Raw genomic sequence first — 25944 nt, 5'->3', positions numbered from 1 at the left:
AAGTGAACATTTCCCGAAAAGTGCCGCCATTCAGCAAGAAGGCACAGCCATGTCCAGCGATCCGCTTCTTCAGCCCTACCAGCTCAAGCACCTGACCCTGCGCAACCGGATCATGACCACCAGCCATGAACCGGCCTACCCCGAGGACGGCATGCCCAAGGAGCGTTATGCCGCCTATCACGCCGAACGGGCGAAGGCGGGCGTGGCGCTGGCGATGACGGCGGGGTCTGCGGCGGTGTCCAAGGACAGCCCGCCGGTCTTCAACAATATCCTCGCCTATCGCGACGAGGTGGTGCCGTGGATCCGCCAGCTGACCGATGCCTGCCACGACCACGGCTGCGCGGTGATGATCCAGCTGACGCATCTTGGCCGCCGCACGGCGTGGAACAAGGGGGCCTGGCTGCCCTCGGTGTCGTCCTCCAAGCACCGCGAACCGGCCCACCGGGCCTTTCCCAAGCGGGCCGAGGACTGGGACATCGAGCGCATCATCACCGATTTCGCCGATGCGACCGAGCGCATGAAGGCAGGCGGCATGGACGGGATCGAGTTGCAGGTCTACGGCCACCTGCTGGACCAGTTCTGGTCGCCGCTGACCAATGACCTCGATGGCCCCTACGGCGGCCAGACGCTGGACACGCGGATGCAATTGCTGATGGATGTGCTGGGTGGCATCCGCAAGCGGGTGGGCGACGACTTCATCGTGGGGCTGCGCTACACGGCGGACGAGGCCGAGGCGGGCGGCATCACCGAAGAGGACGGCATCGAGATTTCCGGGCGGCTTGCCGCCTCGGGCATGGTCGATTTCCTCAACGTGGTGCGGGGCCGGATCCACAGCGACCCGGCGATGACCGACCTGATCCCGATCCAGGGCATGAAGAACGCCCCGCATCTGGATTTCGCCGGTCGGGTCAAGCAGGCCACCGGCATGCCCACCTTCCACGCCGCCAAGATCCCCGATGTGGCGACGGCGCGCCATGCGGTTGCGGCGGGGCTTCTGGACATGGTGGGCATGACCCGCGCCCACATGGCCGACCCGCATATCGTCAAGAAGATCGTGGAGGGGCGCGAGGACGATATCCGCCCCTGCGTCGGCGCCACCTACTGCCTCGACCGGATCTATCAGGCGGGCGATGCCTTGTGCATCCACAACGCCGCCACGGGCCGCGAACTGACCATGCCGCATACCATCGAACCGGCGTCGACCCGCAAGCGGGTGGTGATCGTCGGCGCCGGTCCCGCCGGGCTCGAGGCGGCGCGCGTCGCCGCCGAGCGCGGCCATGCCGTGACGGTGCTGGAGGCGCAGCCCGACCCGGGCGGACAGGTGCGCCTGACCGCGCTGAACCCGCGCCGCCGCGAGATGATCAGCATCATCGACTGGCGCATGGCGCAATGCGCGGCGCGCGACGTGGAATTCCGCTTCAACACATGGGCCGAGGCCGAAGACGTCACTGCCCTGAACCCCGACGTGGTGATCGTGGCCACCGGCGGCCTGCCCAACACCGAACTTTTCGAAAGCGGCAAGGAGCAGGATCTGGTCGTCACCGCCTGGGACATCATCGCGGGCGACGTGAAGCCCGGCCAGAACATCCTGATCTACGACGAAAGCGGCGATCATCCCGGTGTCATGGCCGCCGAGGTTGCCGCCAATGCGGGCAGCACGGTCGAGATCATGACCCCCGACCGGACCTTCGCGCCCGACATCATGGCGATGAACCTCGTGCCCTACATGCGCGCGTTGCAGGACAAGGACGTGACCTTCACCGTGACCCGCCGCCTCAAGGACGTGACCCGCGACGGCAACCGGCTGAAGGCCGTGATCGGCACCGATTACAGCGCCCTGAAGACCGAAAAGACCTACGATCAGGTGGTGGTGAACTACGGCACCCTGCCGATGGACGAGCTGTATTTCGAGCTGAAGCCGCTGTCCTCGAACGGCGGCGCGGTGGATTACGACGCGCTGATCGACGGCCAGCCGCAGGAGCTGACGCGCAACCCGGACGGGGGTTTCGCGCTCTACCGCATCGGTGACGCGGTGAGCGCCCGCAACACCCACGCGGCGATCTACGATGCGCTGAGGCTGATGAAGGACATCTGACCGCCGCGCATCCCGGGCCCTTCACCGCATCCCGGCATGGGGCCGGGGGCGCGGCGGGCGGCGGGACTGCCTCCAGCGTCCAGCCGCCGCCGGACGGGGCGACGCAAGCGCAGCGCCGCCGGACGGGAAGACGCGCAGGGGAGGCAACGCAGGGGCAGGGCCGTCGGGAGAGATGACGGGCGGACGGGGCTGTCGGCAGAGACAACGCTCCGGCATGGCCATCGGATCGTTTGGGCAGCGCCGCCGGGAGAGCCGACCCGGGAGCAAGGTCGCCGGATCGCGCGGCACGGTCGCTGCGCGCCTTGGTGCGAAACGATCCAAGGGGGCGACGACCCGCTTGGCCTTGCCCGGCCCGCGAAACGCCGCACTAGGAACGGTGGGAGCCTAGAACTCCACCCCCTTCTGCGCCTTGATCCCGTCGCGGAAGGGGTGCTTGACCAGCGTCATCTCGGTCACCAGGTCGGCGGCTTCGATCAGCTCGGGCTTGGCGTTGCGGCCGGTCAGGCAGACATGGGTCATCTCGGGCTTCTGGTGCAGCAGGAAATCGACCACCTCGTCGATGTCGAGGTAATCGTAGCGCAGCGCGATGTTGATCTCGTCCAGCAGCACGAAGCGGATCTCGGGGTCGAGGATCTGTTCCTTCGCGATCTTCCACCCGGCCTGAGCGGCGGCGATGTCGCGGGCCTTGTCCTGGGTTTCCCAAGTAAAGCCCTCGCCCGAGACGAAGAACCGACATTCCTCGGCAAAGCGTTCGCGGATCATCTCGGCCTCGCCGGTGATCCAGTTGCCCTTGATGAACTGCACCACCGCGCAGGGCATGCCATGGGCGATGCAGCGCATCACCATGCCGAATCCCGAGGAGGACTTGCCCTTGCCCGGCCCGGTGTGGACCATGATCAGCCCCTTCTCGCCGGTCTTGCCTGCCATCATCCGATCGCGCGCCGCCTTGATCTTCTTCATCTTCTCGGCGTGGCGGGCCTGCTCTTCGGGGGTGACCGTGTCGGACATGGCGCTTCTCCTTGACAACTCGGGGCGAATGGGCGCATCTCGCACCCTGCTGGTGCCTGTGTAAACAGGTGAAAAGGGAATGTGCAGCCCCGTGCGGGGTCAGGCGCAGCCGCCCCCGCGACCGTGAACCGGAAAGGGCCCCATCGCCACTGGCATCGCGCCGGGAAGGTCGGGGACCGCTGGGCCGCAAGGCCCGAGATCCGCAAGCCGGGAGACCTGCCAGCGAGAAGAGCTTTTGAGACCGGACGGGGTGTGCCGGTGTCGGGATTGGTCCCTGTCGAAGGGCCGCGCCCGTCATCCCCCCGGACAGGAGAGACGATGACCGCGCCCACTGCCCCGACCGAACTGCTTGTCTGCGTGAAATGCCGCAAGGGCATGGACGTCCCCGCCGACGACCGCCGCCCCGGACAGCGTCTGTACGACGAGATCACCGCGCGGGACGCGCCCGAAGGCGTGCGCGTCACCGCCGTCGAGTGCCTGCAGAACTGCGATCTCGGCTGCACCGTCGCGCTGCGGGGCGGCGACCGCTGGACCTATGTGTTCGGCAATGTCGACGAGGCGTCGCATTCCGACATGCTGCTGGAAGGCGCGTCGCTTTATCACCAGACGGCGGACGGGCTGATCCCGTGGCGCCAGCGTCCCGAGCACTTCAAGCGCAACTGCATCGCGCGCATCCCACCCCTGACCCCGCAAACGCAGGAGCCTGCCGAATGACCGATCTTTCGAAACTGCCCGTCACCGTGATCACGGGCTTCCTCGGCTCCGGCAAGACGACGCTGGTCCGCCACCTGATGCAGAACCCGGGCGGCAAGCGCCTCGCGGTCGTCGTCAACGAATTCGGCGATGTCGGCGTGGATGGCGAGATCCTGAAGGGCTGCGCCATCCCCGACTGCCCCGCCGAGAACATCATGGAACTGGCCAACGGCTGCATCTGCTGCACCGTGGCCGACGATTTCATCCCCACCATCGAGGCGCTGATGGCGCTGGAGCCGCGCCCCGATCACATCCTGATCGAGACCTCGGGCCTCGCCCTGCCCAAGCCGCTGCTGAAGGCCTTCGACTGGCCCGATATCCGCTCGAAGATCACCGTCGACGGCGTGATCGCGCTGGCCGATGCCGAGGCCGTGGCCTCGGGCCGCTTCGCCCCCGACGTGGCGCGGGTGGACGCGCAGCGGCTGGCCGACGACAGCCTCGATCACGAAACACCGCTGTCGGAGGTCTTCGAGGACCAGATCAGCTGCGCCGACATCATCCTGCTGACCAAGCCCGACCTTGCCGGTCCCGAGGGTGTGGCCGGGGCCAAGGCGATCATCGCCGCCGAGGCGCCGCGCGTGCTGCCGGTGGTCGAGGTTGCCGAGGGTGTGGTCGACCCGCGCGTCATCCTCGGGCTGGAGGCCGCCGCCGAGGACGACATGGACGCGCGCCCCTCGCATCATGACGGCCACGACGACCACGAGCATGACGATTTCGAGTCGATCGTGGTGGAGCTGCCGGAACTCGACAGCCCCGAGCAGCTGGTCACCGCCATCGAGCGGCTGGCGAACGAGCTGAACATCCTGCGGGTCAAGGGCTATGCCAGCGTCAAGGGCAAGCCGATGCGCCTTCTGGTACAGGCGGTGGGCGCGCGGGTGCGCCACCAGTACGACCGCCCGTGGAAGCCCGGTGAGGCGCGGGTCTCGAAGGTGGTGGTCATCGCCGAACATGACGACGTGAAGCCCGAGGCGATCCGCGCGATCCTTGGCGCGGCGCCGGTCGCCGCCTGATGTAGGGCGGGCCTTGGGCCCGCCGCACGCCCATGCATGTCATCTTTCGCGAAAGCCACGGGCTGGACGAGGCCGACACCCCTCGGGACCTTGCGCAGGACCCGGGCGATCTGGTGGTGCTGTCCTTCTCGGACTCGGACCTTGGGGCCTTTGCGGCGGGCTGGCATCGCGGCGGCGGCGCGAAGCGGATGCCCGCGCTGCGGCTGGCGAACCTTGCGGCGCTGAAGCACCCGCTGTCGGTCGACACCTATGTCGAGCAGACCTTGGCGGGGGCGAAGGGTGTGCTGATCCGGCTGATCGGCGGCGTGCCCTACTGGGCCTATGGGTTGCAACAGGTCGAGGCGCTGTGCCGCGAGAAGGGCATCGCGCTGGCGGTGCTGCCCGCCGACGGGCGGGTGGATGCGCGGCTGGACGCGGTCTCGACCCTGCCGGTCTCCACGCTGCGCCGGTTGCAGCATCTCTGCGACAGCGGCGGCGCGGTGGCGGCGCAGGCGGCGCTGGCGCAGATGGCGCTGGCCTCGGGGCTTTATGCCGGACCGGTGCGAGGCGCCAAGGGCCTGCCGCAGGTCGGCGCATGGACGCCCGAGGAGGGCGTCTGCTGTCCGGCGGTGGCCTTCGGGGCGATTGCCGGAGGGGCTGTCTGCCCCCCGCTCGGACAGGCCGAGCCCCCCGACGGTATTTTGACCAAGAAGAAACCCGGGGCGGTGGTGGTCTTCTACCGGTCTTACCTCGGTGGCGGCGGACCTGGAGCCGGTCGAGGCGGTGATGGAGGGCCTGCGGGCGCGGGGCTTCGAGGTGGCGGCGCTCTTCGTGCCCTCGCTGAAGGCGCCGGAGGCCACGGGCTGGCTGCGGCGGCAGGTGGCGGCGCTGGCGCCGGAGGTGATCGTGAACCTGACCGCCTTTTCCGGGCGTTCGGGCGGCGGGGCCTCGCCGCTGGACGCTGGCGGCGTGCCGGTGTTCCAGTGCGGCGCTGGCGACCTCGGACCGCGAGGCCCGGGACGCGGCGGAGCGCGGCTTGTCCCCGGCGGATCTGGCCATGCACGTGGTGCTGCCCGAGGTGGACGGGCGGATCTTCGGCGGCGTCCTGTCCTTCAAGGAAGCGGGCGAGCGCGACCCGGACCTGCAGTTCTCGCGTGTTGTGCACAGGGTGCATGCGGGCCGTGTCGCGGCCTTCTGTGACCGGGTGGCGGGGTGGCGGCGGCTGGCCGCTGTCCCGGCCGACGCGCGGCGGGTGGCGCTGGTTCTGTCGACCTACCCGGGGCGCGACTGGCAGATGGCCCATGCGGTGGGTCTGGATGCCGTGGCCTCGGCCCGGGCAATGCTGGAGGATCTGCGGGCCGCGGGCCATGCGGTCGAAACCGGGCTGGACGAGGCAACATTGGCCGCGGCCCGGCTGGTCTGGCCCTGGGCGGATTACGCGGCGGCGCTGGACACGCTGCCCGAGACGCTGCGCGCGGATCTGCAGGCCGCATGGGGCGCGCCCGAGGCCGATACCGCCGCGACGCCCGAGGGGATCACCCTGCCGGTGCTGCGGCTGGGCACTGCGCTGGTCGCGCTGCAGCCCGAGCGCGGCGAGGCCGCGAGCCGGGACGACGATTACCACGACCTGTCGCGCGTGCCGCGCCACGGCTACGTCGCCTTCTACCTCTGGCTTCAGCGGCATGCGGATGCGCTGGTGCATATCGGCGCACATGGCACGCTGGAGTGGCTGCCGGGCAAATCCGTCGCCCTGTCCGACACCTGCTGGCCCGAGGCGCTGACCGGCGCCCTGCCGGTACTGTACCCCTTCATCGTCAACGATCCCGGCGAGGCCGCGCAGGCCAAGCGCCGCATCGGCGCGGTGACGCTGGGCCATGTGCCGCCGCCGCTGAAGACCTCGGGCACGCCGGACCGGCTGGCGCGTCTGGAAAGCCTGCTCGACGAGTTCTCCAACGCCGACGGGCTGGACCCGCGGCGGCGCGACCGGCTGCAGCAGGACATCCGAGACGAGGCGCAGGCGCTGGGGGTCGAGGGGGATCTGGGGCTCGACGCCGCCACCTCTCTGGCCGAGGCGATCACGCGGATCGACCGCTTTGTCTGCGACGTGAAGGACAGCGTCTTCGGCGACGGGCTGCATGTCTGGGGGCGGATGTCCGAGGGGCAGGGCGCCTTCGATGCCGGTGCTTCTGCCGAGGCCGAGAGGCGCGCGCTGCCGGATGCGCTGCAGGGTCGCCGGATCGAGCCGGGGCCGGCGGGGTCGCCCTATCGCGGGCGGTCCGACGTGCTGCCCACGGGCCGGAACCTCTTTGCCGTCGATCCGCGCGCCGTGCCGACGCGCAGCGCCTATGCGCAGGGTGTGCGGCTGGGCGAGGAACTGGTGCGCCGCCACCTGCAGGACGAGGGCGACTGGCCCCGGTCCCTTGTGGTCGATCTATGGGGGTCGGCGACGATGCGCACCGCCGGAGAGGACTTCGCCATGGCGCTGCACCTGATGGGCGTGCGCCCGGTCTGGGACAAGGGCGCCGAGCGGGTTTCGGGCCTTGAAGTGCTGCCCATCGCCGAGCTGGACCGGCCCCGGGTGGACGTGACGCTGCGGGTCTCGGGGCTGTTCCGCGACGTCTTTCCGGGGCTCTCCGCGCTTTTCGGGCAGGCGGTCCGGGTGCTGTCCGAGCGTGACGAGGCGGCAGACTGGAACCCCTATGTGGCGCAGCAGGGCGCGCGCGTCTTCGGCCCGGCGCCGGGGCAATATGGCGTGTCCATGGGCGCGCAGCTCGACAGCTATACCGCAGAGGCGCGGCAGGCGGCGGGCGAGGCCCGGCTTGCGGCCTCGTCCTGGGCGCTGGACGGCGCGGACCCGGTGCGCGATCCCGAAGGCCTGCGGGCGCGAGTGCGTGGGGCCGAGGCCTTTGTCCATGCGCAGGACCTGCCCGAGACCGACCTTCTGCTGTCCGAGGACTACGCCAGCCACGAGGCGGGCTTTGCCGCCGCGCAGATGGTGACCGGCGGCAGCGCGCGGCTTTGGCATCTGGACAATACCGACCCGACGCGGCCCCGCGCGCGCGCCCTGTCCGAGGAAATCGCCCGCGTCGTGCAGGCCCGGGCGGCGCATCCGGGCTGGCTGGCGGGCATGCGCCGTCACGGCTTTCGCGGCGCCGCCGAGATCGCCGCGACGCTGGAGAACATGGCCGCTTTCGCTCAGCTTGCGGGGGTGGTGCCCGCGCATCTCTTTGACCTTTATTACGAGGCGACGCTGGGCGACGACGACCTGAGCGCCTTCATGGCAGAGGCCAATCCCGAGGCGCTGCAGGCGATGAAGGATCGCTTTGCCGCCCTGCACGCGGCGGGCCTGTGGCAGACCCGGCGCAACGCCATCCGCGCGGCGCTGGAGGCGGCGGAATGAGCGCGCGTCGATATAGCCGGTCTTGTCGCGAAGCGCGCGGTACGAACCCGGTGACGCCATGAGCGCGCCCGAGATCAAGGGCTGGTGCCCCGGCGCGTGGCGGCCCATGCGCTCGGGCGACGGGCTGGTGGTGCGGGTGCGGCCCTGGCTGGGGCAGATCGACCGGGCGCAGGCGCTGGGTCTGGCGGATCTTGCAGAGCGCCACGGGTCGGGCGTGATTGACGTCACCAGCCGGGCGAACCTGCAACTGCGCGGCATCGACGAGGCGGCGCATCCGGCGGTGATCGAGGGCCTGTCGACGCTGGCTCTGCTGGACGAGACGCCCGAGGCCGAGGCGCATCGCAATATCGTGCTGGACCCCTTCCGCAGCGATCCGGCGCAGGCGGGGCTGGCCATGGCCCTGTCCGAGGCGCTGCAGGGCGCGGAGTTCGCCGCGCTGCCCGGCAAGTTCGGCTTCGTCATAGATGCCGGGGCGGGGCGGCTGGCCGATGTCAGCGGCGACATCCGGATCGAACGCGCGGCCGAGGGGCTGATCCTGCGCGCCGACGGCTGTGCGACGGGGCGCGCCGTGGCCGACATGGACGCGGCGCTTGGCACGGCGCTGGCGCTGACGCGGTGGTTTATCGCCTCGGGCGGCATCGGCGCGGACGGGCGCGGGCGCATGGCGCGGCATGTCGCGGCGCACCCCTTGCCCGCCGATCTGGCCGGAGCGGTTGCCCCGGTTCAGGCGCCTTCCGCGCCGCACCCGGGTGCGCTGCATGAGGGCCTGTGCATCGCCGCCGCCTTCGGGCAGTTCTCGACCGACAGCCTGCGTGCACTGGCCGGGGCGCTGGACGCAGGCCAGCCGATCCGCGTGACACCCTTCCGCATGCTCTTCGTCCCCGGGCTGGCGCAGGCCCCGGCGCACCCCGACCTGATCACCGACCCCGCCGATCCGCTTTTGCGGGTCACCGCCTGCCCCGGGGCGCCCTTCTGCCCGCAGGCCAGCGTCGAAACCCGCCCGCTCGCCCGGCGCCTGGCCGCCGTCACCCCGCTGCCGCTGCATGTCTCTGGCTGTGCCAAGGGCTGCGCCTTGCCCGGCCCCGCGCCGCTGACCCTGACGGGCCGCGACGGTGCATTCGATCTTGTTCGGGGCGGCGCCCCGTGGGATGACCCTGCGCACCGTGGCCTTGACACTGACACCCTCGACCTCCGGACCCTCTGAATGCCCTACGAATACGAGAAAGACGGCGCCGCGATCTACGCCGAGTCCTTTGCCACCATCCGGCGAGAGGCTGAACTCGCGCGCTTTGCCCCGGATGCCGAGCAGGTGGTGGTGCGGATGATCCACGCCGCCGGTCTGGTCGGGCTGGAACGCGATGTCGCGGTCTCTGACGGGATGGTGGGGGCCGCCCGCGCCGCGCTGGAAGCCGGGGCGCCGATCTTCTGCGACGCCTACATGGTCTCGGAAGGGGTGACGCGCAAACGTCTGCCCGCCGACAACGACGTGATCTGCACGCTGCGCGATCCTTCCGTGCCGGATCTTGCGGCCTCTCTGGGCACCACCCGCTCTGCCGCCGCGCTGGAATTGTGGCGGCCCCGGCTGGAGGGCGCGCTGGTGGCCATCGGCAATGCGCCAACCGCGCTGTTTCACCTGCTGGAGATGCTGGAAGACCCGGACTGCCCGCGCCCGGCGGCGATCATCGGCTGCCCGGTCGGCTTCGTCGGCGCGCGCGAATCCAAGGACGCCCTGTGGGAGGCGCTGCCGGTCCCCTCGCTGATCGTGCGGGGGCGGCTGGGTGGCTCTGCCATCACCGTCGCCGCGATCAACGCCATCGCGAGCCGCGCGGAATGAGCGGCGTGATCCACGGCGTCGGCCTTGGCCCCGGCGATCCCGAGCTGATGAGCGTGCGCGCCGACCGGCTGGTCCGCAACGCCCGCCACGTGGCCTTCTTCCGCAAGGCGGGACGCGCTGGCCGCGCGCGCGGCATCGTCGAGGGGATGTTGCATCCCGAGGCGGTCGAGTTCGCCATGGAATACCCGGTGACGACGGAAATCCCGCTGTCCGATCCGCGCTACAACGAAATCCTCTCGGCTTTCTACGCCGACTGCGTGGCGCATCTTCGGGCGCTGGCCGCGCAGGGCGAAGAGGTGGTGGTGCTCTGCGAGGGCGACCCGTTCTTCTACGGTTCCTTCATGCACCTCTACGAGCGGCTCAAGGATGACACCGACGTGCGTGTCGTGCCCGCGATCACCGGCATGTCGGCGGCATGGACCGCGACGGGGATGCCGGTGACATGGGGCGACGACATCCTGTCGGTGCTGATGGGCACGCTGCCCCTTGCGGAACTGACGCGCGGCGCGCTGGACTCCGACGCGCTGGTGGTCATGAAGATCGGGCGCAACCTGCCCAAGATCCGCGAGGCCCTGACGGCGGCGGGCAAGATGGACCGGGCCTGGCTGGTGGAATACGCCAGCATGGAGGGCCAGACCGTTATGCCGCTGGCGCAGGCCTCTGACCGGGTGTCGCCCTATTTCTCCATCGTGATCGTGCACGGGCAGGGGCGGCGGCCATGAGCCCTCTCCTGCATAGGCGCCAGCCAGCGGCAGCTTGCTTGCACAGGCCGCGCCGCGCGGCGGACAGCCGGGCGGCGCGGGGCCTTTCTGTCTCGGCCCGCGCGCTGGCGGTGAAGGCTGCGGAGCGTTCGTCCTGTGCCGCGACCGAAGGACTGCGGCCATGACCGGCTGGGTGGTGATCGCGGGCCTTGGTCCCGGGGCCGAGGCGCTGGTGACGCCCGAGGTTTCCGACGCGCTGGCGCAGGCCACCGATATCGTCGGCTACATCCCCTACGTCCGCCGCGTGACCCCGCGCCCCGGCCTGACCCTTCACGAAAGTGACAACCGCGTGGAACTGGACCGCGCCCGCCACGCGCTGGAGATGGCGCAGGGCGGCAAGAGCGTGGTCGTGGTCTCGTCCGGTGATCCCGGCGTCTTTGCCATGGCCGCGGCGGTCTTCGAGGCGGTCGAGGCCGAACCCGCCTTTGCCGCGCTGGATATCCGCGTGCTGCCCGGCATCACCGCGATGCTGGCGGCGGCGGCGCGGGCGGGGGCGCCGCTGGGCCACGACTTCTGCGCGATCAACCTGTCCGACAACCTCAAGCCCTGGGCGCTGATCGAGAAACGCCTGCGGCTGGCGGCTGAGGGCGATTTCGCCATGGGCTTCTACAACCCGCGCTCGGCCTCGCGGCCCGAGGGTTTCGTGCGCACGCTGGCGGTCCTGCACGAGACCTGCGAGCCGGAGAGGGTGGTGATCTTCGCCCGCGCCGTCTCTACCGCCGAGGAAGCGATCCGCGTGGTCGCCCTGAAGGACGCCACGCCGGATATGGCGGACATGCGGACTGTCGTGCTGGTGGGGTCTTCGCGCACGCGGGTGATCCCGCGTGACGGCGCGCCCTTCGTCTACACGCCGAGGTTCACCCCGGCATGAGCGATCCAGTCCAGAACCGCTGCGGTCTCGTGCAGCTCGGTCCGTGGCGGCAGGGCGGGGCGGTCGATCATCACCACCGGCAGGCCCGTGGCCCGCGCCGCGTCCAGCTTGGCCCGCGCGCCGCTGCCGCCCGCGTTCTTGGACACCACAAGGTCGATGCCGTGGCGCTGCATCAGGGCGCGGTCACCCGCTTCGGTGAAGGGCCCGCGCGAGACCTCGACGGCGCAGTCCGGGAAGGGCAGCGCGGCCTCGGGCGGATCGACGAGGCGCAAGAGATAGAAATGCTGCGGGTTCGGGGTGAAGTCCTCCAGATGCATCCGGCCCACGGCCAGCATGACCCGGCGCGGCGGGCCGTTCAGGGCGGCGACGGCGGCGGGAATGTCCGCGACGGCCTGCCAGTTGTCGCCCGCACCGGGCTGCCGGGCCGGGCGCGTGAGGGCGGCCAGCGGCACGCCGGTGCGCTGCGCGGCCTCGACCGCATGGGCGCTCATCTGCGCGGCAAAGGGATGCGTGGCGTCGATGACATGGGTGATTTCCTGCGTGCGCAGGTAGGTGGCAAGGCCCTCGGTGCCGCCGAAGCCGCCGATGCGGTGCGGCAGGGCGGTGGGATAGGGGCGTTCGACCCGTCCGGCATAGGACACGATGCCCTGGTGGCCCGCAGCCGCCACGGCATCCGCCGGGCGGCGCGCCTCTGTGGTGCCGCCGAGGATCAGGAGGTTGGGTGACATGGGCAAGGCTCCGTGGCTGACCGTGATCGGGCTGGGCGAAGATGGACCGGAAGGCCTGTCGCCCGCAAGCCATGCCGCGCTGGCCGATGCCGAGGTGGTCATGGGGCCGGCGCGGCACCTGTCGCTGGTGCCAGACAGCGGCGCCGAGCGGATCGTCTGGCCGGTGCCCTTCTCGGAGGGGCTGGCGCTGCTGCGCGGGCTGGCGGGGCGGCGCGTTGCGGTGCTGGCCTCGGGCGACCCCTTCTGGTTCGGCGCGGGCTCGGTGATCGCGCGGGAGTTCGAGGCCCATGAGTGGCGGGCGCTGCCGGGGGTCTCGACCTTCTCGCTGGCGGCGGCGCGGATGGGCTGGGGGCTGGAGGGCACGCTCTGCCTTGGCCTGCATGCGGCGCCTCTGACGCGGCTGCGACCGCATCTGGCGCGGGGCCAGCGGGTGATCGCGCTGCTGCGCGACGGTGCGGCGGTGGCGGAGCTTGGCGCCTACCTGACCGGCCTGGGCTTCGGCGCCTCGGCCCTGACGGTGATGGAGGCGCTTGGCGGCCCGCGCGAACGGATGACGCGGGCGCGGGCGGAAGACCCGCTTGAGGGCTTCGGCCACCCGGTCTGTGTCGCGCTGGAGGTTGCGGGCGAAGGCGCGGCGCTGCACCGCGCCTCGGGGCAGGCGGATGCTGTCTTCGACAGCGACGGGGCGCTGACGAAACGACCCGTGCGGGCGCTGACGCTTTCGGCGCTGGCGCCCGGGGCGGGCGAGATGTTGTGGGACATCGGCGGCGGTTCGGGCTCGATCGGGATCGAGTGGCTGCTGTCGCACCCCGCCACGCAGGCCGTGGCCGTCGAGATGCGCCCCGAACGCGCCGCCCGCATCCGCGCCAATGCCGCCGCGCTGGGTGTCGACCGTTTGCAGGTGGTCGAGGGCCGCGCGCCAGAGGCTTTGGGCGACCTGCCGCGCCCGGATGCGGTCTTCGTCGGCGGCGGGCTGTCCGAGGCCCTTCTGGAGCAGCTGGCCGCGATGCCCGGTGTGCGGCTGGTGGTGAATGCCGTGACGCTGGAATCCGAGGCGCTGCTGGCCGCATGGCAGGCGCGGCTGGGCGGCACGCTTCTGCGCATCGAACTGGCCGAGGCGGGCGCGCTGGGAACACGGCGCGGTTGGAAGGCGTCATACCCCGTGGTTCAATGGAGTGTGACGACATGATCATCGCGGGGTTCGGATTTCGTTCAGAGGTCTCGGAAGAGGCCCTGATGGAGGCGCTGGAACTGGCGGGCGGGTTGCGTGCGCAGAAGATCGCCACGGCGGGGGACAAGGCCGTTGCAACGGCCTTCGTCGCGCTTGCCGAAAGGGTGGGCCTGCCGGTGGTGGCCGTCCCGCAGGCGGCGCTGCAGGCGCAGGCGGTCGAGACCCAGTCCCGCGCCAGCCTGAAAGAGCGGGGCGTGGGCAGCGTGGCCGAGGCCGCCGCGCTTTACGCCGCCGGAGAAGGCGGGCGGCTGATGGCGCCGCGCGTGGTCTCCAGCGACCGGAGCGCGACCTGCGCATTGGCCGAGGGGCCGGGAAGAGGAGAGAGCCTGTGACAGTCCATTTCATCGGTGCCGGACCGGGTGCGCCCGACCTGCTGACCCTGCGCGGGCGCGACCTGATCGCCGCCTGCCCGGTCTGCCTTTACGCCGGGTCTCTGGTGCCCGAAGCGGTGCTGGGGCACTGCCCCGAGGGCGCCGAGGTGGTGAATACCGCGCCGATGGATCTGGACGCGATTGTCGCGCGCATGGCCGAGGCGCATGAGGCCGGGCAGGACGTGGCGCGGCTGCATTCCGGCGACCTGTCGGTCTGGTCGGCCATGGGCGAGCAGGTGCGGCGCCTGCAGGCCCTTGGCATCCCCTACACGGTGACGCCGGGCGTGCCGTCGTTTTCCGCCGCCGCCGCCGCGCTGGGGCAGGAGCTGACCCTGCCGGGGCTGGGCCAGTCGGTGGTTCTGACGCGCACGCAGGGCCGCGCCTCGGCCATGCCCGCGGGCGAGACGCTGGAGAATTTTGGCCGCACCGGCGCGACGCTGGCGCTGCACCTGTCGGTGGGGAACCTGCCGAAGGTGGTCGCGGAACTGGTGCCGCATTACGGGGCCGACTGCCCGGTGGCGGTGGTCTACCGCGCGTCCTGGCCGGACGAACGGGTGATCCGCACCACGCTGGTGCGGCTGGAGGCGGATATCGACGCGGGCATCTCGCGCACGGCGCTGATCCTCGTGGGGCCGGCGCTGGCGGCGGAGGGCTTTGCCGAGAGCCGTCTCTATGCGGCGGATTACGACCGGCGCTATCGTCCGCAGACGGCGGAGAGCCCCCGGTCGGAGTGGCGCCATGGCGATGACTGACGCGGGCGTGACCGGCGCGGGGATGCCTGACGGCGCGGTGGCTGAGGTGGCGATGCGGGACATGGGGGCGCGGCTCCCCTTGGCCTGCGGCCAATTCCCCCCGGGATATTTCCAGACAGAAGAAACAGGGGCGTCGCGATGAGTTTTGCGCCGGGTGTGATGGTCTCGGCCCCGTCCTCGGGGACGGGCAAGACCACGGTGATGCTGGGGCTTCTCAGGGCCTTTGCCGAGGACGGGCTGGCGGTGCAGCCCTTCAAGTCGGGGCCGGATTACATCGACCCGGCCTTTCACCGGGCGGCCTCGGGGCGGGCGTCGTTCAACCTTGATACCTGGGCCATGGGCGAGGGCTTGCTGGCGGCCGTGGCGGGGCAGGCGGCGGGGGCGGACCTCTGCGTCGGTGAAGGGTCCATGGGGCTGTTCGACGGCGTGGCGACGCGGGGGTGCGTCGGCTACGGATCCAGCGCCGAGACCGCGCGGCGCATGGGCTGGCCGGTGGTGCTGGTGCTGGATGTGGGCGGGCAGGCGCAGTCGGCGGCGGCCACGGCGCTGGGGTTTCGCAGCTATATGCCCGAGCTGCCCTTTGCCGGGGTGATCCTGAACCGCGTGGCCTCGCCGCGCCACGAGCGTCTGACGCGTCTGGGCATGGAGCGGGCGGGCCTGCCGGTGCTGGGCGTGCTGCCGCGGCGCGGCGATCTGACCCTGCCGGAGCGGCACCTGGGGCTGATCCAGGCGGTGGAGCATCCCGACCTGGAGGCGGCGATTGCGGGCTATGCCGCCTTCCTGCGCGAGCATGTGGACCTGGAGGCGATCCGGGCGGCGGCTGCTGGTGCGGGGGCCGTTTCGGGGGCTCTGCCGCGCCCGCCTGCGCAGCGCATCGCGCTGGCGCAGGACGCCGCCTTTTCCTTCACCTACCCGCATCTTCTGGAAGGTTGGCGGCAGGCGGGGGCCGAGATCCTGCCCTTCTCGCCGCTGGCCGACGAGGCGCCCGATGCACGCGCCGACCTGGTCTGGCTGCCCGGCGGCTATCCCGAGCTGCATGCCGGGCGGCTGGCGGCGGCGGAGACCTTCCGGGCGGGCATGCTGGCCCATGCGCAGACGCGGCCCGTGCATGGCGAATGCGGCGGCTACATGGCGCTGGGTGAGGCGCTGATCGACAAGGAGGGCCTGCGGCACCGGATGCTGGGGCTGCTGGGGCTTGTGACCTCCTACGAGAAACGCAAGTTCCATCTGGGCTACCGGCGCGCGGTCCTGACGGCGCCGATGCCGGGCTTCGCGGTGGGCGCGGCGCTGCGGGGACACGAGTTCCACTACTCGACCATCCTCGAACAGCCCGATGCGCCGCTGGCCGCCGTGGCGGATGCGGATGGCACCCCTGTGCCCGAGACCGGATCGGTGCGCGGCGGCGTCACCGGCACCTTCTTCCATCTCATCGCCGGAGAGGCCTCATGACCGGCTTCGTCAGCTTCGTCGGCTCGGGGCCGGGCGACCCGGAGCTTCTGACGCTGAAGGCCGTGGACCGGCTGAAGCGGGCCGATGCGGTGCTCTTCGACGACCTGTCCTCGGGGCCGATCCTGTCGCATGCGCGGCCCGGTGCCGATCTGGTCGGCGTGGGCAAGCGGGCCGGGCGGCCCTCGCCCAAGCAGGATCACGTCAGCCGCCTCTTGGTGGATTACGCCAGCGAGGGCGGGCGGATCGTGCGGCTGAAATCCGGCGACAGCGGCCTCTTCGGGCGGCTGGAGGAGGAACTGGTCGCCCTGCGCGCGGCGGGCATCCCCTACGAGATCATCCCCGGCGTGCCCTCTGCCGTGGGGGCGGCGGCGGCCTGCGGCATTCCGCTGACCCGGCGGCTGACGGCGCGGCGGGTGCAATTCGTCACCGGCCACGATGCCTCGGGCGCGCTGCCCGAGGATATCGACCTGAAGGCGCTGGCGGACCCGCTGGCCTGCACCGTGGTCTTCATGGGCAAGCGCACCTTCCCGGCGCTGGCCGCCGCGCTGATGGCAGAGGGGCTGCCCGGCACGACCCCGGCGATCCTTGCCGAGGCGGTCTGGACGCCGGAACAGGTGCTGACACGCGCGACCGTGGCCGGGCTGGCCGAGCGGCTGGCCGGAGAGACCGGCACGCGCCCGGCGCTGATCCTCTACGGGCCGCTGGCCGAGATGGGCGTGGGCTTCGACGAGGGTGCGGCGTGAGGGATCTCTGGCTGATCGGCATCGGCACCGGCAATCCCGAGCATGTGACGCTGGAGGGGATGCGGCTGTTGCGCGAGGCGGCGGTGGTGCTGATCCCCCGCAAGGGGGCCGCGAAGGATGACCTTGCCACGCTGCGGCTGGCGATCCTGCGGGCGGCGGGGGCCGAGGCGCGGGTGCTGCCCTTCGACATGCCGGAACGCGACCCGGCGCTGCCCTATCAGGACCGCGTTGCCGCATGGCATGACGAGATCGCGCGGCGCTGGATCGCGGCGCTGGAGGGTGCGCCCGAGGGGCCGGTGGCCCTGCTGGTCTGGGGTGATCCGGGGCTTTATGATTCGACGCTGCGGATTGCGGAGCGGCTGGTGCCTGCGCCCGCCGTGCGGGTGGTGCCGGGGGTGACGGCCCTGCAGGCGCTGACCGCGGCCCATGCGATCCCCTTCAATACGGTGAACGGGGCGGTGACGGTCACCACCGGGCGGCGGCTGCGCGACCATGGCTGGCCGGACGGCGCCGAGACGGTGGTGGTGATGCTGGACGGCGAATGCAGCTTTCAGGCGCTGGAACCCTCGGGGCTGACGATCTGGTGGGGCGGTTTCCTTGGCATGGCGGAGCAGGTTCTGGAAAGCGGCCCGCTGGCCGATGCCGGGCCACGCATTGTCCGCGCGCGGGCCGAGGCGCGCGCGCGGCATGGCTGGATCATGGACACCTACCTGCTGCGGCGGGAGATGGGATAAGACCCCCTCCTGCGGTGCCTCGGGGTCACGGCCCGCGCGTGCCGTGGCCATCCCGGGCTGCAACCCGGCGCCACTGCCTTGCCCGGCCTATCCGGGCACGATCCGGCCCGCCTCCAGCCGCAGGGCGTCGGGCGCGATCCGTTGCCGGAAGGCCGGGTCGTGGCTGACCAGCAGGATCGCCTGCGGCAGGGCCTGCAGGATCTCCACCAGCCGGGCCTCGTTCTTCTGGTCCAGCGCATTGGTCGGCTCGTCCAGCAGCAGCGCTTCGGGCTCCATCGCCAGCACCGTGGCCAGCGTCACTAGGCGTTTCTCGCCGCCCGACAGCTTGTAGGTCACCCGGTCGCGCAGGTGGCGCAGGTCGAGGTCGTCCAGCACGCGGTCGACCAGGGCCAGCGCCTCGTCGCGGCTCTTGCCGAGGTTCAGCGGGCCGAAAGCCACGTCCTCGGCCACCGTGGGGCAGAAGAGCTGGTCGTCGGCGTCCTGAAACACCAGCCCGACGCGGCGGCGGACCTCGTGGAAGTCGGCCTCGGCGCGGCGGGGCAGACCGAAGGCCGTGACCGTCCCGGCATTCGGGCGTTGCAGCCCGAGCGCGATCAGCAGCAGCGTCGATTTGCCCGCGCCATTCGCGCCGACCAGGGGAAAGCCGTTGCCCTTCGGCCAGCGCAAGGCTGGCGCCGTCGAGGATCGGCGGCTGGCCGGGATAGCCGAAACGGATGTCGTCGAGGGCGATCAGCGCCATGTCATGTCCAGTCCCAGAAGCGCCGCACAGGCAAGGCCCGCGAGGGCGGCAAAGCGCCAGTCGGCGGCGCCCAGCCGGAAGTCCTGCAGCAGCATCATGCGCCCGGTGAAGCCCCGGCACTTCATCGCCGCAAGCACCCGTTCCGAGCGGTCGATGGCGCGCACCAGCATCATGCCGACAAGATAGCCGTAGCTGCGGTAGCTGTGCCAGTTGGTGCCGGGGCGAAAGCCGCGCACCTTCATGGCGGCGCGCAGCCGCAGGTATTCCGCCCGCAGCACCTCGACGTAGCGGATATTGAACATCATCAGGTGCACCAGCGTCTCGGGCACCTTCATCCGGTAAAGCGCATGGCCCAGGGTCACCGGCTCCAGCGTGCCGACCAGCACCAGCAGCACCAGCACCACGGCATTCGCGGTCAGGCCGATCTCCACCGCGCGGGCGAGGCCCTGCCATGTGGCCGGAAAGCCCCAAAGCGTGAAGATCGCGTCGCCCGGCACGGTGAAGGGCAGAAGCGCCAGCATGAAGAAGATGAAGCTGTCCATCATCGCCACCCGCTTCAGCGTGCGCCGGACCGGCAGCCGCGCCATGAGCAGCAGAAGCAGCGCGCAGGCCAGCGCCGCCGTCAGGGCGGGCAGGCCCGACAGGGCCACCGTGACCACCGCAAAGAGGCAGGCCACGGCGATCCGCATCCGGGGGTCCAGCCGTTCGAGCACGGCGGGAAAGCCGCCGGGCGGGATGGTCGGGTCCAGCGGAGCGGCAGCCTGCGAAAAGCTGTGGCTCATGCGGCCTCCTTCAGCTTGCGCCGCGCGGCAAGGTAGAACCCAAGGCCGAAGAGGCCCGCGATATAGCCCATGCCGCCAAGGATCGACTGAAGGTCGTTCTTCTCGCGGTAGGCGGCGATCTCGCGGCGCAGGGGGCGCATCTCGTCGCGCACGATCCCGGCGAGGGTGGCGCGCTGCTGGTCGCTCAGCGTGGCGCCGGGCGCCGGGGTCTCTGCCGCCGCCTCCGGGGTCCGGGGGCTCAGCGGCTCTTGTCCGAGGATCGCCGCCACCTCTTCGGCGGGCATGGTCACGTCTGCGACGTGACCGGCGCCGAGATTGGCGTGGAACCTGTGGGCCACGGGCTGTGCGGGCGTGAAGACGAAGAAGCCGTCCGCATCCGTCACCGCGGTTCCCAGTTCCGCGCCGTCCGGGCCGAAGACCGTGACGGTCTCGCCGACGGCCATGGTGCCGTTGGAAAAGCCGATCTCTCCCTCGATGGCATCGCCCGAGGGAAAGACCGAGGCGATGACCTTATGGGCCAGCGCGGGCAGGGGCAGGGCGCAGAGCGCAAGGGTCAGGGCAAGGCGTCTCATGTCCGGGTCTCCGCGAAGGTGGTGAAGAGTTCCGGTTTCACCCGGCGCGCCAGCAGCACCGCGAAGGCGGTCAGGAAGCCCTCGACCACCATGACCGGGATATGCGCCACGAAGACCAGATGCGCGGCGGCGATGAAGGCATCGCCCGAAAGCGCCAGCGAGGCCGCGACCATCGTGGTTGTCGCGGCGATGGCGAAAGCGCCGCCGATCCCGGCCCAGAGTGCCGCCGACAGCGGGCTGCCGCGCCGGATCATCGGGCCGAACAGCAGACCGGCCAGCACAGCGGGCAGCGCGATGTTCAGCGCGTTCACGCCAAGCACCGTCAGCCCGCCGAAGCCGAAGAAGACCGCCTGCAACAACAGCCCGACAAAAAGCGCCGGAAAGGCGGCCCAGCCAAGCACCAGCCCGGCCAGGCCGTTCAGGATCAGGTGGACGGAGGAGGGCCCGATCGGCACGTGGATCAGCGAGGCCACGAAGAAGCTGGCCGACAGCACGCCCGCTGCCGGAATGCGCTCCAGCGTCAGCGCGCGCAGGCCCATGGCCACGCCCCCGGCCGCCAGAACGGCGCCGCCGATCACGACCGGGTTGGCAAGGGCTCCGTCCACGATATGCATGGCGTTATTCCATGTCCCGGGCGCGGATCCAGATCACCGCATCCTGGCTGAGTTCCTTGCCCTCGTGTTCGGTGTCCGGTCCGCTGCCAAGCGCGGCAAAGCCCCAGTAGCCGGCCTTGGGCACGCCGAAGGTGAAATAGCCATTGGCATCGCTGATCGCGACGACGGCCCCGCCGGGCATGGGTTTGGCCTGCGGATCGCTGGCGGCATTGGTCTCGAACGAGGGTTCGGCGGCCATGTACTCGATCTCGATCTCGGCGCCCGCGACGGGTTCGCCCTCGGACAGCACCTGCCCGGTGAAGGTCGAGCCGGTGATGACGTTGTAGGGTTTGTTCAGCGGCAGGATCTCTGTCTTCAGGCCCTGCGGCTGGTCCCAGTCGGTGGGCAGCTCGTTGCGGTTCAGGTAGGCCTTGGTGATCTGCTGGATGTAGAGATCCTCGGTTTCCTCGTAGTAGGGCTGCGGCACCGTCACCAGCACGTAGTCGCCCGAGCGTTTCACCGGCACCGCGCCGATGAAGGCCGGGTTCTCGTTCTCGCCGCCGTTGAAGGTCGAGGGCGTCAGCGTATCCATCAGGTCGATCTTCTCGCCGTTGTGGATGGCGTAGAATTCCTGCGGCTTGTCCAGCGCCATGACGTGGCCCACGGTCATCGGGTGCCAGAAGATCAGCTTGACCGGCACGTCTCCGGGGCGGTCGATCATGGTGTCGGTGGTGTATTGCAGCAGGAAATGCGCCTGCGCGGCAACGGGAAGAAGGGCGGCCGCAGCGGCCAGCATAAGGGATTTCATCGGGTCGGTCTCTCCCGGCGCCTCACCCGGCGCATGGCTTTTGAACGCCAGAGAGGGCCGTGACCCGGAAGGAAAGGGCGAGGGCGCCCGGCACCGATCCAGGCCAGACGCGCACCCCGGCGTCCGGTGGCAGCGCCCCGTCCGAAGGGGCGCCCGACCGGCAGGTCTCCTGGCTTGCGGGTCGTCACCTTGGGCCTGCCTTCCCGGATTGCTCCAGTGGCGTCTTGGCCCGGCTCGCCGCTTACAGTTGCGGGGGCAGCTGCCGGTTTGGCCCGGATGGGCCGCACGGCATTCCCTCTTTCCCCCGGCGCGGATGACCCCCGCCGGGACCGGTCCCGACTTGGGTAGTCGCAACGCCGCAATGCGTCAACGGGATTCGCCGGGCGGGGTGTGGAGGCCTGTGCCGGGAGGTGTCGGCGGGCGGCGCGGGGCGGCGGGGACAGGCCCGGTGTGGCGCGCCCGGCTGTCTTGCGACGCGGCATGGCGGTCTGCGCCCCGGGGGCGGGGTCTGTCGGTCGGGGGCGCATGGCCCGGGCAGGCGCCTGGCAGGCACGTGGCGGCGGCTTTCCTTCGCCGCGCTGCGCGCCTATGGGAGGGGCATGACGACGCGTTCCATCCTCATCACCGGCTGTTCCTCGGGCATCGGCTTCGACGCCGCCCATACCTCGGCCGGGCGCGGCTGGCAGGTCTTTGCCGCCTGCCGGCAAGAGGCCGACTGCGCGCGGTTCCGGGCCGAGGGCTTCATCAGCCCGCGCATCGACTACACCGATGAGGCCAGCATCGGCGCGGGCCTTTCCGAGGTGCTGGAGCACACGGGCGGGCGACTGGATGCGCTGTTCAACAACGGCGCCCATGCGACCCCGGGCGCGCTGGAGGACCTGCCCACCGACGCCCTGCGCGCGATCTTCGAGGCCAATGTCTTTGGCTGGCACACGCTGACGCGCCGGGTGATCCCGGTGATGCGGGCGCAGGGCCACGGGCGGATCGTGAACCACTCGTCGGTGCTGGGGCTGGTGGTGATGCCCTGGCGCGCGGCCTACAATGCCTCGAAGTTCGCGGTGGAGGGGCTGACCGACACGCTGCGGATCGAGATGCGCGACACGCCGATCCATGTGGTCACGCTGAATACCGGGCCGGTGACCACGAAGATCCGGGAGAACTCTATCCCGCATTTCGAGCGCTGGGTGGACTGGCGCGCCTCGCCGCGCCGCGCGCAATACGAGGCAACCCTGCTGAAGCGTCTCTACGAAAGCCGTGGCGGCCCGGACCTTTTCGAACTGCCGCCCTCTGCGGTGACGGCGAAGCTGCTGCGGGCGCTGGACAGCCCGACCCCGCGACCCCGCTACTACGTCACCCGGGCGACGCACCTGATGGGGGCGGCGCGGCGGCTGCTGCCGACCCGGGGGCTCGACTGGCTGATCGCCAAGGGCTGAGCCTGCGACGCCAAGCGCGGTTCGCTTTTGCCCGCGTCTCCGCTATGTGGCAGGCAAAGCACTGGAGACCCCCATGTTACAGGACCCGCTCTTCATCGTCGTCGCGCTCGCCATGCTGGGTGTCGTGGCGATCCTGCTCTTCGGCATTGGCAGTTTCGCCAAGGGCGGGGCGTTCAACCGCAAATACGCCAACAAGGCGATGCGCTGGCGGATCATCGCGCAGTTCGCGGCGGTCTGCCTGATCCTGCTGTTCGTTTTCATTCGCCGGGGAGGCTGATCCATGGTTGTGCTCAACAAGATCTACACGCGCACGGGTGACAAGGGCGACACCGCCCTGGGCAATGGCACGCGGGTGCCGAAGTTCGCGGGCCGGGTGGAGGCCTATGGCACGGTCGACGAGCTGAACGCGGTTCTGGGGGTGGCGCGGCTGTCCGCCGGGGGCGATGTGGACGCCATGCTGTCGCGCATCCAGAACGACCTGTTCGACCTCGGCGCCGACCTCTGCCGCCCCGAGATGGAAAAGGACGCCACGGCGGAGTACCCGCCGCTGCGGGTCACCGACGCGCAGGTGGTCCGGCTGGAAAACGAAATCGACGACATGAACGCGGGGCTGGAACCGCTGCGCAGCTTCATCCTGCCGGGCGGCTCGGCGCTGTCGGCGCATCTTCACATGGGCCGCACGGTGGCGCGCCGGGCCGAACGGCTTGCGGTGGCGCTGTCGGCGGAAGAAAGCGTCAACCCGGCGGCGGTGAAATACCTCAACCGCCTGTCGGACTGGTTCTTCGTCGCGGCCCGTGTGGCCAACGACAACGGCAAGGCCGACGTCTTGTGGGTCCCGGGAGCGAACCGCGCATAGCGCGGCAGACCGTCCGGGGGACGGTCTGGAGACCGGGCGGGCGGAGCCCCGGCCCGGCGGGCGGGAGCGAACCGCGCATAGCGCGGCAGACCGTCCGGGGAGGGGCTGGCGACCGGGAGGGCGGAGCCCCGGCCGGTGAGGGCGGGAGCGAACCGCGCGTAGCGCGGCAGACCGTCCGGGGAGGGGCTGGCGACCGGGAGGGCCCCATTTCTGGGGCGGGAAGCCGCTTTGAAGCGGCTTTGTGAACCGGCTTCGAAGCCGCTTCGGGAACGCTCTGCGCAGAGCGTTCAGAAAGGCCCTTCGAAGGGCCTTCAGGCTCACAGAGGATCGGCTTCCAGCCAGACGCCGCCCTCGGGGCGCAGGGTGAGGATCATCACCGGGGACGGGTTGCGGCCCGGCACGGCGCGGAAGCGGAAGTTGGCCAGAAGCGTCGCGAGAATGATCACCGCCTCCTGCAGGGCGAAGCTGGCGCCGATGCAGATGCGGGGGCCGTCGCCGAAGGGCAGGTAGGCGTAGCGCTCGGGTTTCCCCCTCCCAGCGCTCGGGGCGGAAGGCATCGGGCGCCTCCCACAGCATGTGATGGCGGTGCAGCGCGTAGATCGGGATGATCACCGTATCGCCCCTGCGGATCTCGCGCCCGCCCAGCCTGTCCGCCGCCTGTGCCGTGCGCGAGACCATCCCGGCGGGCGGGTAAAGCCGCAGCGCCTCGTCCGCCACGTGGCGCACGAAGGGCAGGCGCTCCACGTCCTCGCCCTCGGCCACCCCGTCCGAGACGACCGAGAGGACCTCTTCGCGCGCCTGCTCCTGCGCCTCCCGGTCGAAGGCCAGCAGATAGAGCGACCAGGCCAGCGTCAGCGCCGTCGTCTCGTGGCCCGCGACGATGAAGGTCAGCAGGTTGTCGCGCAACTCCGGCACCGACATCCGCCGCTGCGTTTCCGGGTCCTCGCCCGCAAGCAGCAGGTCGAGCAGGTCGGGCACCCCCTCGGGACCGCGGTCGGCGCGGGCCTCGACCGCCTTGTCGGCGACGCGCTTCATCTGTGCCACGCCGCCCACCGACAGCATGCGCATGGGCCGGGGCACCCAGTCGGGCACCCCCAGCAGGTCAAGGATGGAGATCTTGCCGGCCTCGCTGATGTAGCCGTCTATCGCCTTGTGCACGCCGTCGCGGTCAAAGGCGCGGTCGCCGGAAAAGGTCACGTCGGAGATCACGTCGAAGGTCGTTGTCACCATCTCTTCGAGGAGATCCACCGCCCGTGGCCCGGCCCCCGCGATCCGCGCGACCGCGCGTTCGGCGGCGCGCGACATGACCGGCGCGAGGTTCATCACGTTGCGATGCGAGAACACCGGCGCGGCGGCACGCCTCTGCCAGCGCCAATGCGCGCCCTCGGCGATGAACAGCGACTCGCCGATGGCCGGGCGCAGCAGGTTCTTGGTGACCCGCGACTTGGGATAATTGTCGAGGTTCTCCAGCAGCATCCGCCGGATCGCCGCCGGATCCATGACCATGTGCCAGCGCGTTCCGGTCTTGCCGGACAGCATGGGCTGGCGGGTCGCGATCTCGGGGATGATCGACAGCACGTTGCGGCGCGTGGCCTGAAGGCTGCCCCAGACACCCGAGGGCCGCGTGTTCAGCGGCACCCGGACGGGGGTGCGGTCATGGACCGGCGGGCTGGGGACGGTCATCGGGTGGCTCCCTTGCAACGTTTGAGAAGATAGGCGCGCGGGGACCGGGGGCAAAGCCCTTGTGCGATTGCGCCGCACCCGGTGCCGGGGTATCCCGGCCCCCGTTCGAGACCCCGGGGGGACCGAGATGATCCGTATTGCCGCCATCCTGTCGCTGGCCCTTGGCCTTGCGGCCTGCACAGATGCCACCAAGGACCTTGCCGGTCCGACAGAGCCGCTTGGCACCTTCAAGCTGGGCCATGCCGAGGTCGTGGCGCCGGCGCCCCAGCAGCTGCTGGTGTCGCGCTCGGCCACGCCCGAAGAGTGGGTCGCGACCGTCGACAGCGCCTTCGAAGAGCGCTTTCGCCGCTTCGAGGGCGACAAGTTCTACCATCTTGGCATCAAGGTAGAGGCCTACTCGCTGCCGCCGCCGGTGGTGCCGGGCAAGTCCGCGCTGCAGCTTCTGGTGACGGTCTGGGACGACGAGGCCGCCCGCAACGCCCCCGAGGGGCAGGCCAGCGCCCGGGCCAAGATGAACGCCGAACCCTACGTGGTGAACGTCATCCAGGTCTTCGAATCGCGCCTGCAACTGACCCGCGAAGAGCAGATGCAGCGGCTGGCAGAGACCGGCGCGCTGGAGGTCGAGCGCCGGCTGCGCGAGCAGCAGGCGACGGAAGGCTGGTTCGGCGGGCTGCCGGAGCCCGCGCCAGAGCCCTCGATGTCGGCAAAGGCCGTGCCCGAGGCGGTCGTCGCAGAGTGAGCGCAGGGGCAGGCGGCCTT

The 25944-nt window shown here is 70.7% G+C and carries 23 protein-coding genes, 3 pseudogenes and 2 riboswitches; of the genes and pseudogenes, 18 read left to right on the top strand and 8 right to left on the bottom strand.

Features of this window, described 5'->3' with window-relative positions; translation table 11 throughout:
• Positions 1–49 precede the first annotated feature (49 nt).
• The gene (locus ABFB10_RS06925; RefSeq protein WP_347165953.1) at positions 50–2095 is read left to right on the top strand and encodes an FAD-dependent oxidoreductase; all 2046 of its coding nucleotides are present in this window, start codon (positions 50–52) and stop codon (positions 2093–2095) included.
• Between the two features lie 384 nt (positions 2096–2479).
• Here the strand turns inward: ABFB10_RS06925 and cobO are convergent, their stop codons facing one another.
• A complete protein-coding gene (gene cobO / locus ABFB10_RS06920; protein ID WP_347165952.1) occupies positions 2480–3103 on the bottom strand; it encodes a cob(I)yrinic acid a,c-diamide adenosyltransferase in 624 nt (207 codons plus the stop codon).
• Between the two features lie 33 nt (positions 3104–3136).
• Positions 3137–3341, top strand: a riboswitch (cobalamin riboswitch).
• A gap of 80 nt (positions 3342–3421) precedes the next feature.
• Between cobO and ABFB10_RS06915 the strand changes: the two genes are divergently transcribed.
• From ABFB10_RS06915 to cobJ, 7 genes and pseudogenes are all read left to right on the top strand, one after another.
• Positions 3422–3817: a DUF1636 family protein gene (locus ABFB10_RS06915; RefSeq protein WP_347165951.1), complete on the top strand. Its 396-nt coding sequence runs from the start codon at positions 3422–3424 to the stop codon at positions 3815–3817.
• Entirely contained in the window at positions 3814–4866 is a 1053-nt protein-coding gene (gene cobW / locus ABFB10_RS06910; protein WP_347165950.1) for a cobalamin biosynthesis protein CobW, read from the top strand. Before ABFB10_RS06915 ends, cobW begins: the two co-directional genes overlap by 4 nt.
• A gap of 32 nt (positions 4867–4898) precedes the next feature.
• A pseudogene (gene cobN, locus ABFB10_RS06905) lies at positions 4899–8245 on the top strand (cobaltochelatase subunit CobN).
• 58 nt (positions 8246–8303) lie between these two features.
• Positions 8304–9449 (top strand): precorrin-3B synthase, encoded by a 1146-nt coding sequence (gene cobG / locus ABFB10_RS06900; RefSeq protein WP_347165949.1) that lies wholly within the window; start codon positions 8304–8306, stop codon positions 9447–9449.
• Positions 9450–10079, top strand: a complete 630-nt coding sequence (locus ABFB10_RS06895; protein ID WP_347165948.1) for a precorrin-8X methylmutase — start codon at positions 9450–9452, stop codon at positions 10077–10079. It abuts the gene before it with no gap.
• Positions 10076–10801 carry a precorrin-2 C(20)-methyltransferase gene (locus tag ABFB10_RS06890; RefSeq protein ID WP_347165947.1) on the top strand — a complete coding sequence of 242 codons (726 nt, stop codon included), beginning with the start codon at positions 10076–10078 and terminating at the stop codon, positions 10799–10801. Before ABFB10_RS06895 ends, ABFB10_RS06890 begins: the two co-directional genes overlap by 4 nt.
• A 160-nt stretch (positions 10802–10961) precedes the next feature.
• Positions 10962–11711, top strand: a complete 750-nt coding sequence (cobJ, locus tag ABFB10_RS06885; RefSeq protein WP_347165946.1) for a precorrin-3B C(17)-methyltransferase — start codon at positions 10962–10964, stop codon at positions 11709–11711.
• Here cobJ and ABFB10_RS06880 read toward each other — a convergent pair.
• A complete protein-coding gene (locus ABFB10_RS06880; RefSeq protein ID WP_347165945.1) occupies positions 11684–12439 on the bottom strand; it encodes a cobalt-precorrin-6A reductase in 756 nt (251 codons plus the stop codon). The two genes, cobJ and ABFB10_RS06880, sit on opposite strands and share 28 nt — an antisense overlap.
• Here ABFB10_RS06880 and cbiE point away from each other — a divergent pair.
• From cbiE to cobF, 6 genes are all read left to right on the top strand, one after another.
• On the top strand, positions 12438–13628 hold the full coding sequence (gene cbiE / locus ABFB10_RS06875; protein WP_347165944.1) for a precorrin-6y C5,15-methyltransferase (decarboxylating) subunit CbiE: 1191 nt from the start codon (positions 12438–12440) through the stop codon (positions 13626–13628). The two genes, ABFB10_RS06880 and cbiE, sit on opposite strands and share 2 nt — an antisense overlap.
• On the top strand, positions 13625–14002 hold the full coding sequence (locus tag ABFB10_RS06870; protein WP_347165943.1) for a cobalamin biosynthesis protein: 378 nt from the start codon (positions 13625–13627) through the stop codon (positions 14000–14002). The genes cbiE and ABFB10_RS06870 overlap by 4 nt, the downstream gene beginning before the upstream one ends.
• Positions 13999–14793, top strand: coding sequence for a precorrin-4 C(11)-methyltransferase (cobM, locus tag ABFB10_RS06865; RefSeq protein WP_347165942.1), 795 nt, complete (start codon positions 13999–14001; stop codon positions 14791–14793). Before ABFB10_RS06870 ends, cobM begins: the two co-directional genes overlap by 4 nt.
• Positions 14794–14931: 138 nt before the next feature.
• A complete protein-coding gene (locus tag ABFB10_RS06860) occupies positions 14932–16242 on the top strand; it encodes a cobyrinic acid a,c-diamide synthase CobB (RefSeq protein WP_347165941.1) in 1311 nt (436 codons plus the stop codon).
• The gene (gene cobA / locus ABFB10_RS06855) at positions 16239–16985 is read left to right on the top strand and encodes a uroporphyrinogen-III C-methyltransferase (RefSeq protein ID WP_206566268.1); all 747 of its coding nucleotides are present in this window, start codon (positions 16239–16241) and stop codon (positions 16983–16985) included. Before ABFB10_RS06860 ends, cobA begins: the two co-directional genes overlap by 4 nt.
• Positions 16982–17719: a precorrin-6A synthase (deacetylating) gene (gene cobF, locus ABFB10_RS06850; RefSeq protein ID WP_347165940.1), complete on the top strand. Its 738-nt coding sequence runs from the start codon at positions 16982–16984 to the stop codon at positions 17717–17719. Before cobA ends, cobF begins: the two co-directional genes overlap by 4 nt.
• Positions 17720–17806: 87 nt before the next feature.
• On the opposite strand, the pseudogene ABFB10_RS06845 reads toward cobF, so the two are convergent.
• The 5 genes and pseudogenes from ABFB10_RS06845 to ABFB10_RS06825 all read right to left on the bottom strand — a co-directional run bounded on the left by ABFB10_RS06845 (position 17807) and on the right by ABFB10_RS06825 (position 21213).
• Positions 17807–18458 (bottom strand): annotated as a pseudogene (locus tag ABFB10_RS06845) (energy-coupling factor ABC transporter ATP-binding protein).
• The gene (cbiQ, locus tag ABFB10_RS06840; RefSeq protein ID WP_347165939.1) at positions 18449–19240 is read right to left on the bottom strand and encodes a cobalt ECF transporter T component CbiQ; all 792 of its coding nucleotides are present in this window, start codon (positions 19238–19240) and stop codon (positions 18449–18451) included. The pseudogene ABFB10_RS06845 and the gene cbiQ overlap by 10 nt, the downstream one beginning before the upstream one ends.
• Positions 19237–19812 (bottom strand): Ig-like domain-containing protein, encoded by a 576-nt coding sequence (locus tag ABFB10_RS06835; protein ID WP_347165938.1) that lies wholly within the window; start codon positions 19810–19812, stop codon positions 19237–19239. Before ABFB10_RS06835 ends, cbiQ begins: the two co-directional genes overlap by 4 nt.
• Positions 19809–20426, bottom strand: a complete 618-nt coding sequence (gene cbiM / locus ABFB10_RS06830; protein ID WP_347165937.1) for a cobalt transporter CbiM — start codon at positions 20424–20426, stop codon at positions 19809–19811. The genes ABFB10_RS06835 and cbiM overlap by 4 nt, the downstream gene beginning before the upstream one ends.
• 4 nt (positions 20427–20430) lie before the next feature.
• Entirely contained in the window at positions 20431–21213 is a 783-nt protein-coding gene (locus ABFB10_RS06825) for a DUF4198 domain-containing protein (protein WP_347165936.1), read from the bottom strand.
• Between the two features lie 142 nt (positions 21214–21355).
• Positions 21356–21562, bottom strand: a riboswitch (cobalamin riboswitch).
• 250 nt (positions 21563–21812) lie between these two features.
• Here ABFB10_RS06825 and ABFB10_RS06820 point away from each other — a divergent pair.
• The 3 genes from ABFB10_RS06820 (at position 21813) to ABFB10_RS06810 (ending at position 23502) form a co-directional block, all read left to right on the top strand.
• Positions 21813–22646, top strand: coding sequence for an SDR family NAD(P)-dependent oxidoreductase (locus tag ABFB10_RS06820; protein WP_347165935.1), 834 nt, complete (start codon positions 21813–21815; stop codon positions 22644–22646).
• Between the two features lie 73 nt (positions 22647–22719).
• Positions 22720–22923, top strand: a complete 204-nt coding sequence (locus ABFB10_RS06815; protein WP_206566276.1) for a twin transmembrane helix small protein — start codon at positions 22720–22722, stop codon at positions 22921–22923.
• 3 nt (positions 22924–22926) lie between these two features.
• Positions 22927–23502, top strand: a complete 576-nt coding sequence (locus ABFB10_RS06810; protein WP_206566277.1) for a cob(I)yrinic acid a,c-diamide adenosyltransferase — start codon at positions 22927–22929, stop codon at positions 23500–23502.
• Between the two features lie 317 nt (positions 23503–23819).
• Here ABFB10_RS06810 and ABFB10_RS06805 read toward each other — a convergent pair.
• Positions 23820–25185 (bottom strand): annotated as a pseudogene (locus tag ABFB10_RS06805) (cytochrome P450).
• A 127-nt stretch (positions 25186–25312) separates the two neighbouring features.
• On the opposite strand from ABFB10_RS06805, the gene ABFB10_RS06800 reads away from it, so the two are divergent.
• The gene (locus ABFB10_RS06800; protein ID WP_347165934.1) at positions 25313–25924 is read left to right on the top strand and encodes a hypothetical protein; all 612 of its coding nucleotides are present in this window, start codon (positions 25313–25315) and stop codon (positions 25922–25924) included.
• The last annotated feature ends 20 nt before the right edge of the window (positions 25925–25944 follow it).

Source organism: Ponticoccus litoralis (assembly GCF_039769985.1).
Taxonomy (GTDB): Bacteria; Pseudomonadota; Alphaproteobacteria; order Rhodobacterales; family Rhodobacteraceae; genus Ponticoccus; species Ponticoccus litoralis.
The sequence above is the reverse complement of the archived record's forward strand: the minus strand, read 5'-3'. Positions and strand labels throughout refer to the sequence as shown.

Excerpts from the sequence above, each read along its gene's own strand:
- cobO (WP_347165952.1), bottom strand. The coding sequence starts at position 3,103 with ATGTCCGACACGGTCACCCCCGAAGAGCAGGCCCGCCACGCCGAGAAG.
- ABFB10_RS06870 (WP_347165943.1), top strand. The coding sequence starts at position 13,625 with ATGATCATCGCGGGGTTCGGATTTCGTTCAGAGGTCTCGGAAGAGGCC.
- ABFB10_RS06825 (WP_347165936.1), bottom strand. The coding sequence starts at position 21,213 with ATGAAATCCCTTATGCTGGCCGCTGCGGCCGCCCTTCTTCCCGTTGCC.
- ABFB10_RS06810 (WP_206566277.1), top strand. The coding sequence starts at position 22,927 with ATGGTTGTGCTCAACAAGATCTACACGCGCACGGGTGACAAGGGCGAC.
- ABFB10_RS06915 (WP_347165951.1), top strand. The coding sequence starts at position 3,422 with ATGACCGCGCCCACTGCCCCGACCGAACTGCTTGTCTGCGTGAAATGC.
- cbiQ (WP_347165939.1), bottom strand. The coding sequence starts at position 19,240 with ATGAGCCACAGCTTTTCGCAGGCTGCCGCTCCGCTGGACCCGACCATC.
- cobW (WP_347165950.1), top strand. The coding sequence starts at position 3,814 with ATGACCGATCTTTCGAAACTGCCCGTCACCGTGATCACGGGCTTCCTC.
- ABFB10_RS06925 (WP_347165953.1), top strand. The coding sequence starts at position 50 with ATGTCCAGCGATCCGCTTCTTCAGCCCTACCAGCTCAAGCACCTGACC.
- ABFB10_RS06895 (WP_347165948.1), top strand. The coding sequence starts at position 9,450 with ATGCCCTACGAATACGAGAAAGACGGCGCCGCGATCTACGCCGAGTCC.
- ABFB10_RS06815 (WP_206566276.1), top strand. The coding sequence starts at position 22,720 with ATGTTACAGGACCCGCTCTTCATCGTCGTCGCGCTCGCCATGCTGGGT.
- ABFB10_RS06820 (WP_347165935.1), top strand. The coding sequence starts at position 21,813 with ATGACGACGCGTTCCATCCTCATCACCGGCTGTTCCTCGGGCATCGGC.
- ABFB10_RS06835 (WP_347165938.1), bottom strand. The coding sequence starts at position 19,812 with ATGAGACGCCTTGCCCTGACCCTTGCGCTCTGCGCCCTGCCCCTGCCC.
- cbiE (WP_347165944.1), top strand. The coding sequence starts at position 12,438 with ATGGGCAAGGCTCCGTGGCTGACCGTGATCGGGCTGGGCGAAGATGGA.
- cobG (WP_347165949.1), top strand. The coding sequence starts at position 8,304 with ATGAGCGCGCCCGAGATCAAGGGCTGGTGCCCCGGCGCGTGGCGGCCC.
- cbiM (WP_347165937.1), bottom strand. The coding sequence starts at position 20,426 with ATGCATATCGTGGACGGAGCCCTTGCCAACCCGGTCGTGATCGGCGGC.
- ABFB10_RS06800 (WP_347165934.1), top strand. The coding sequence starts at position 25,313 with ATGATCCGTATTGCCGCCATCCTGTCGCTGGCCCTTGGCCTTGCGGCC.
- cobJ (WP_347165946.1), top strand. The coding sequence starts at position 10,962 with ATGACCGGCTGGGTGGTGATCGCGGGCCTTGGTCCCGGGGCCGAGGCG.
- cobA (WP_206566268.1), top strand. The coding sequence starts at position 16,239 with ATGACCGGCTTCGTCAGCTTCGTCGGCTCGGGGCCGGGCGACCCGGAG.
- ABFB10_RS06890 (WP_347165947.1), top strand. The coding sequence starts at position 10,076 with ATGAGCGGCGTGATCCACGGCGTCGGCCTTGGCCCCGGCGATCCCGAG.
- ABFB10_RS06880 (WP_347165945.1), bottom strand. The coding sequence starts at position 12,439 with ATGTCACCCAACCTCCTGATCCTCGGCGGCACCACAGAGGCGCGCCGC.
- ABFB10_RS06860 (WP_347165941.1), top strand. The coding sequence starts at position 14,932 with ATGAGTTTTGCGCCGGGTGTGATGGTCTCGGCCCCGTCCTCGGGGACG.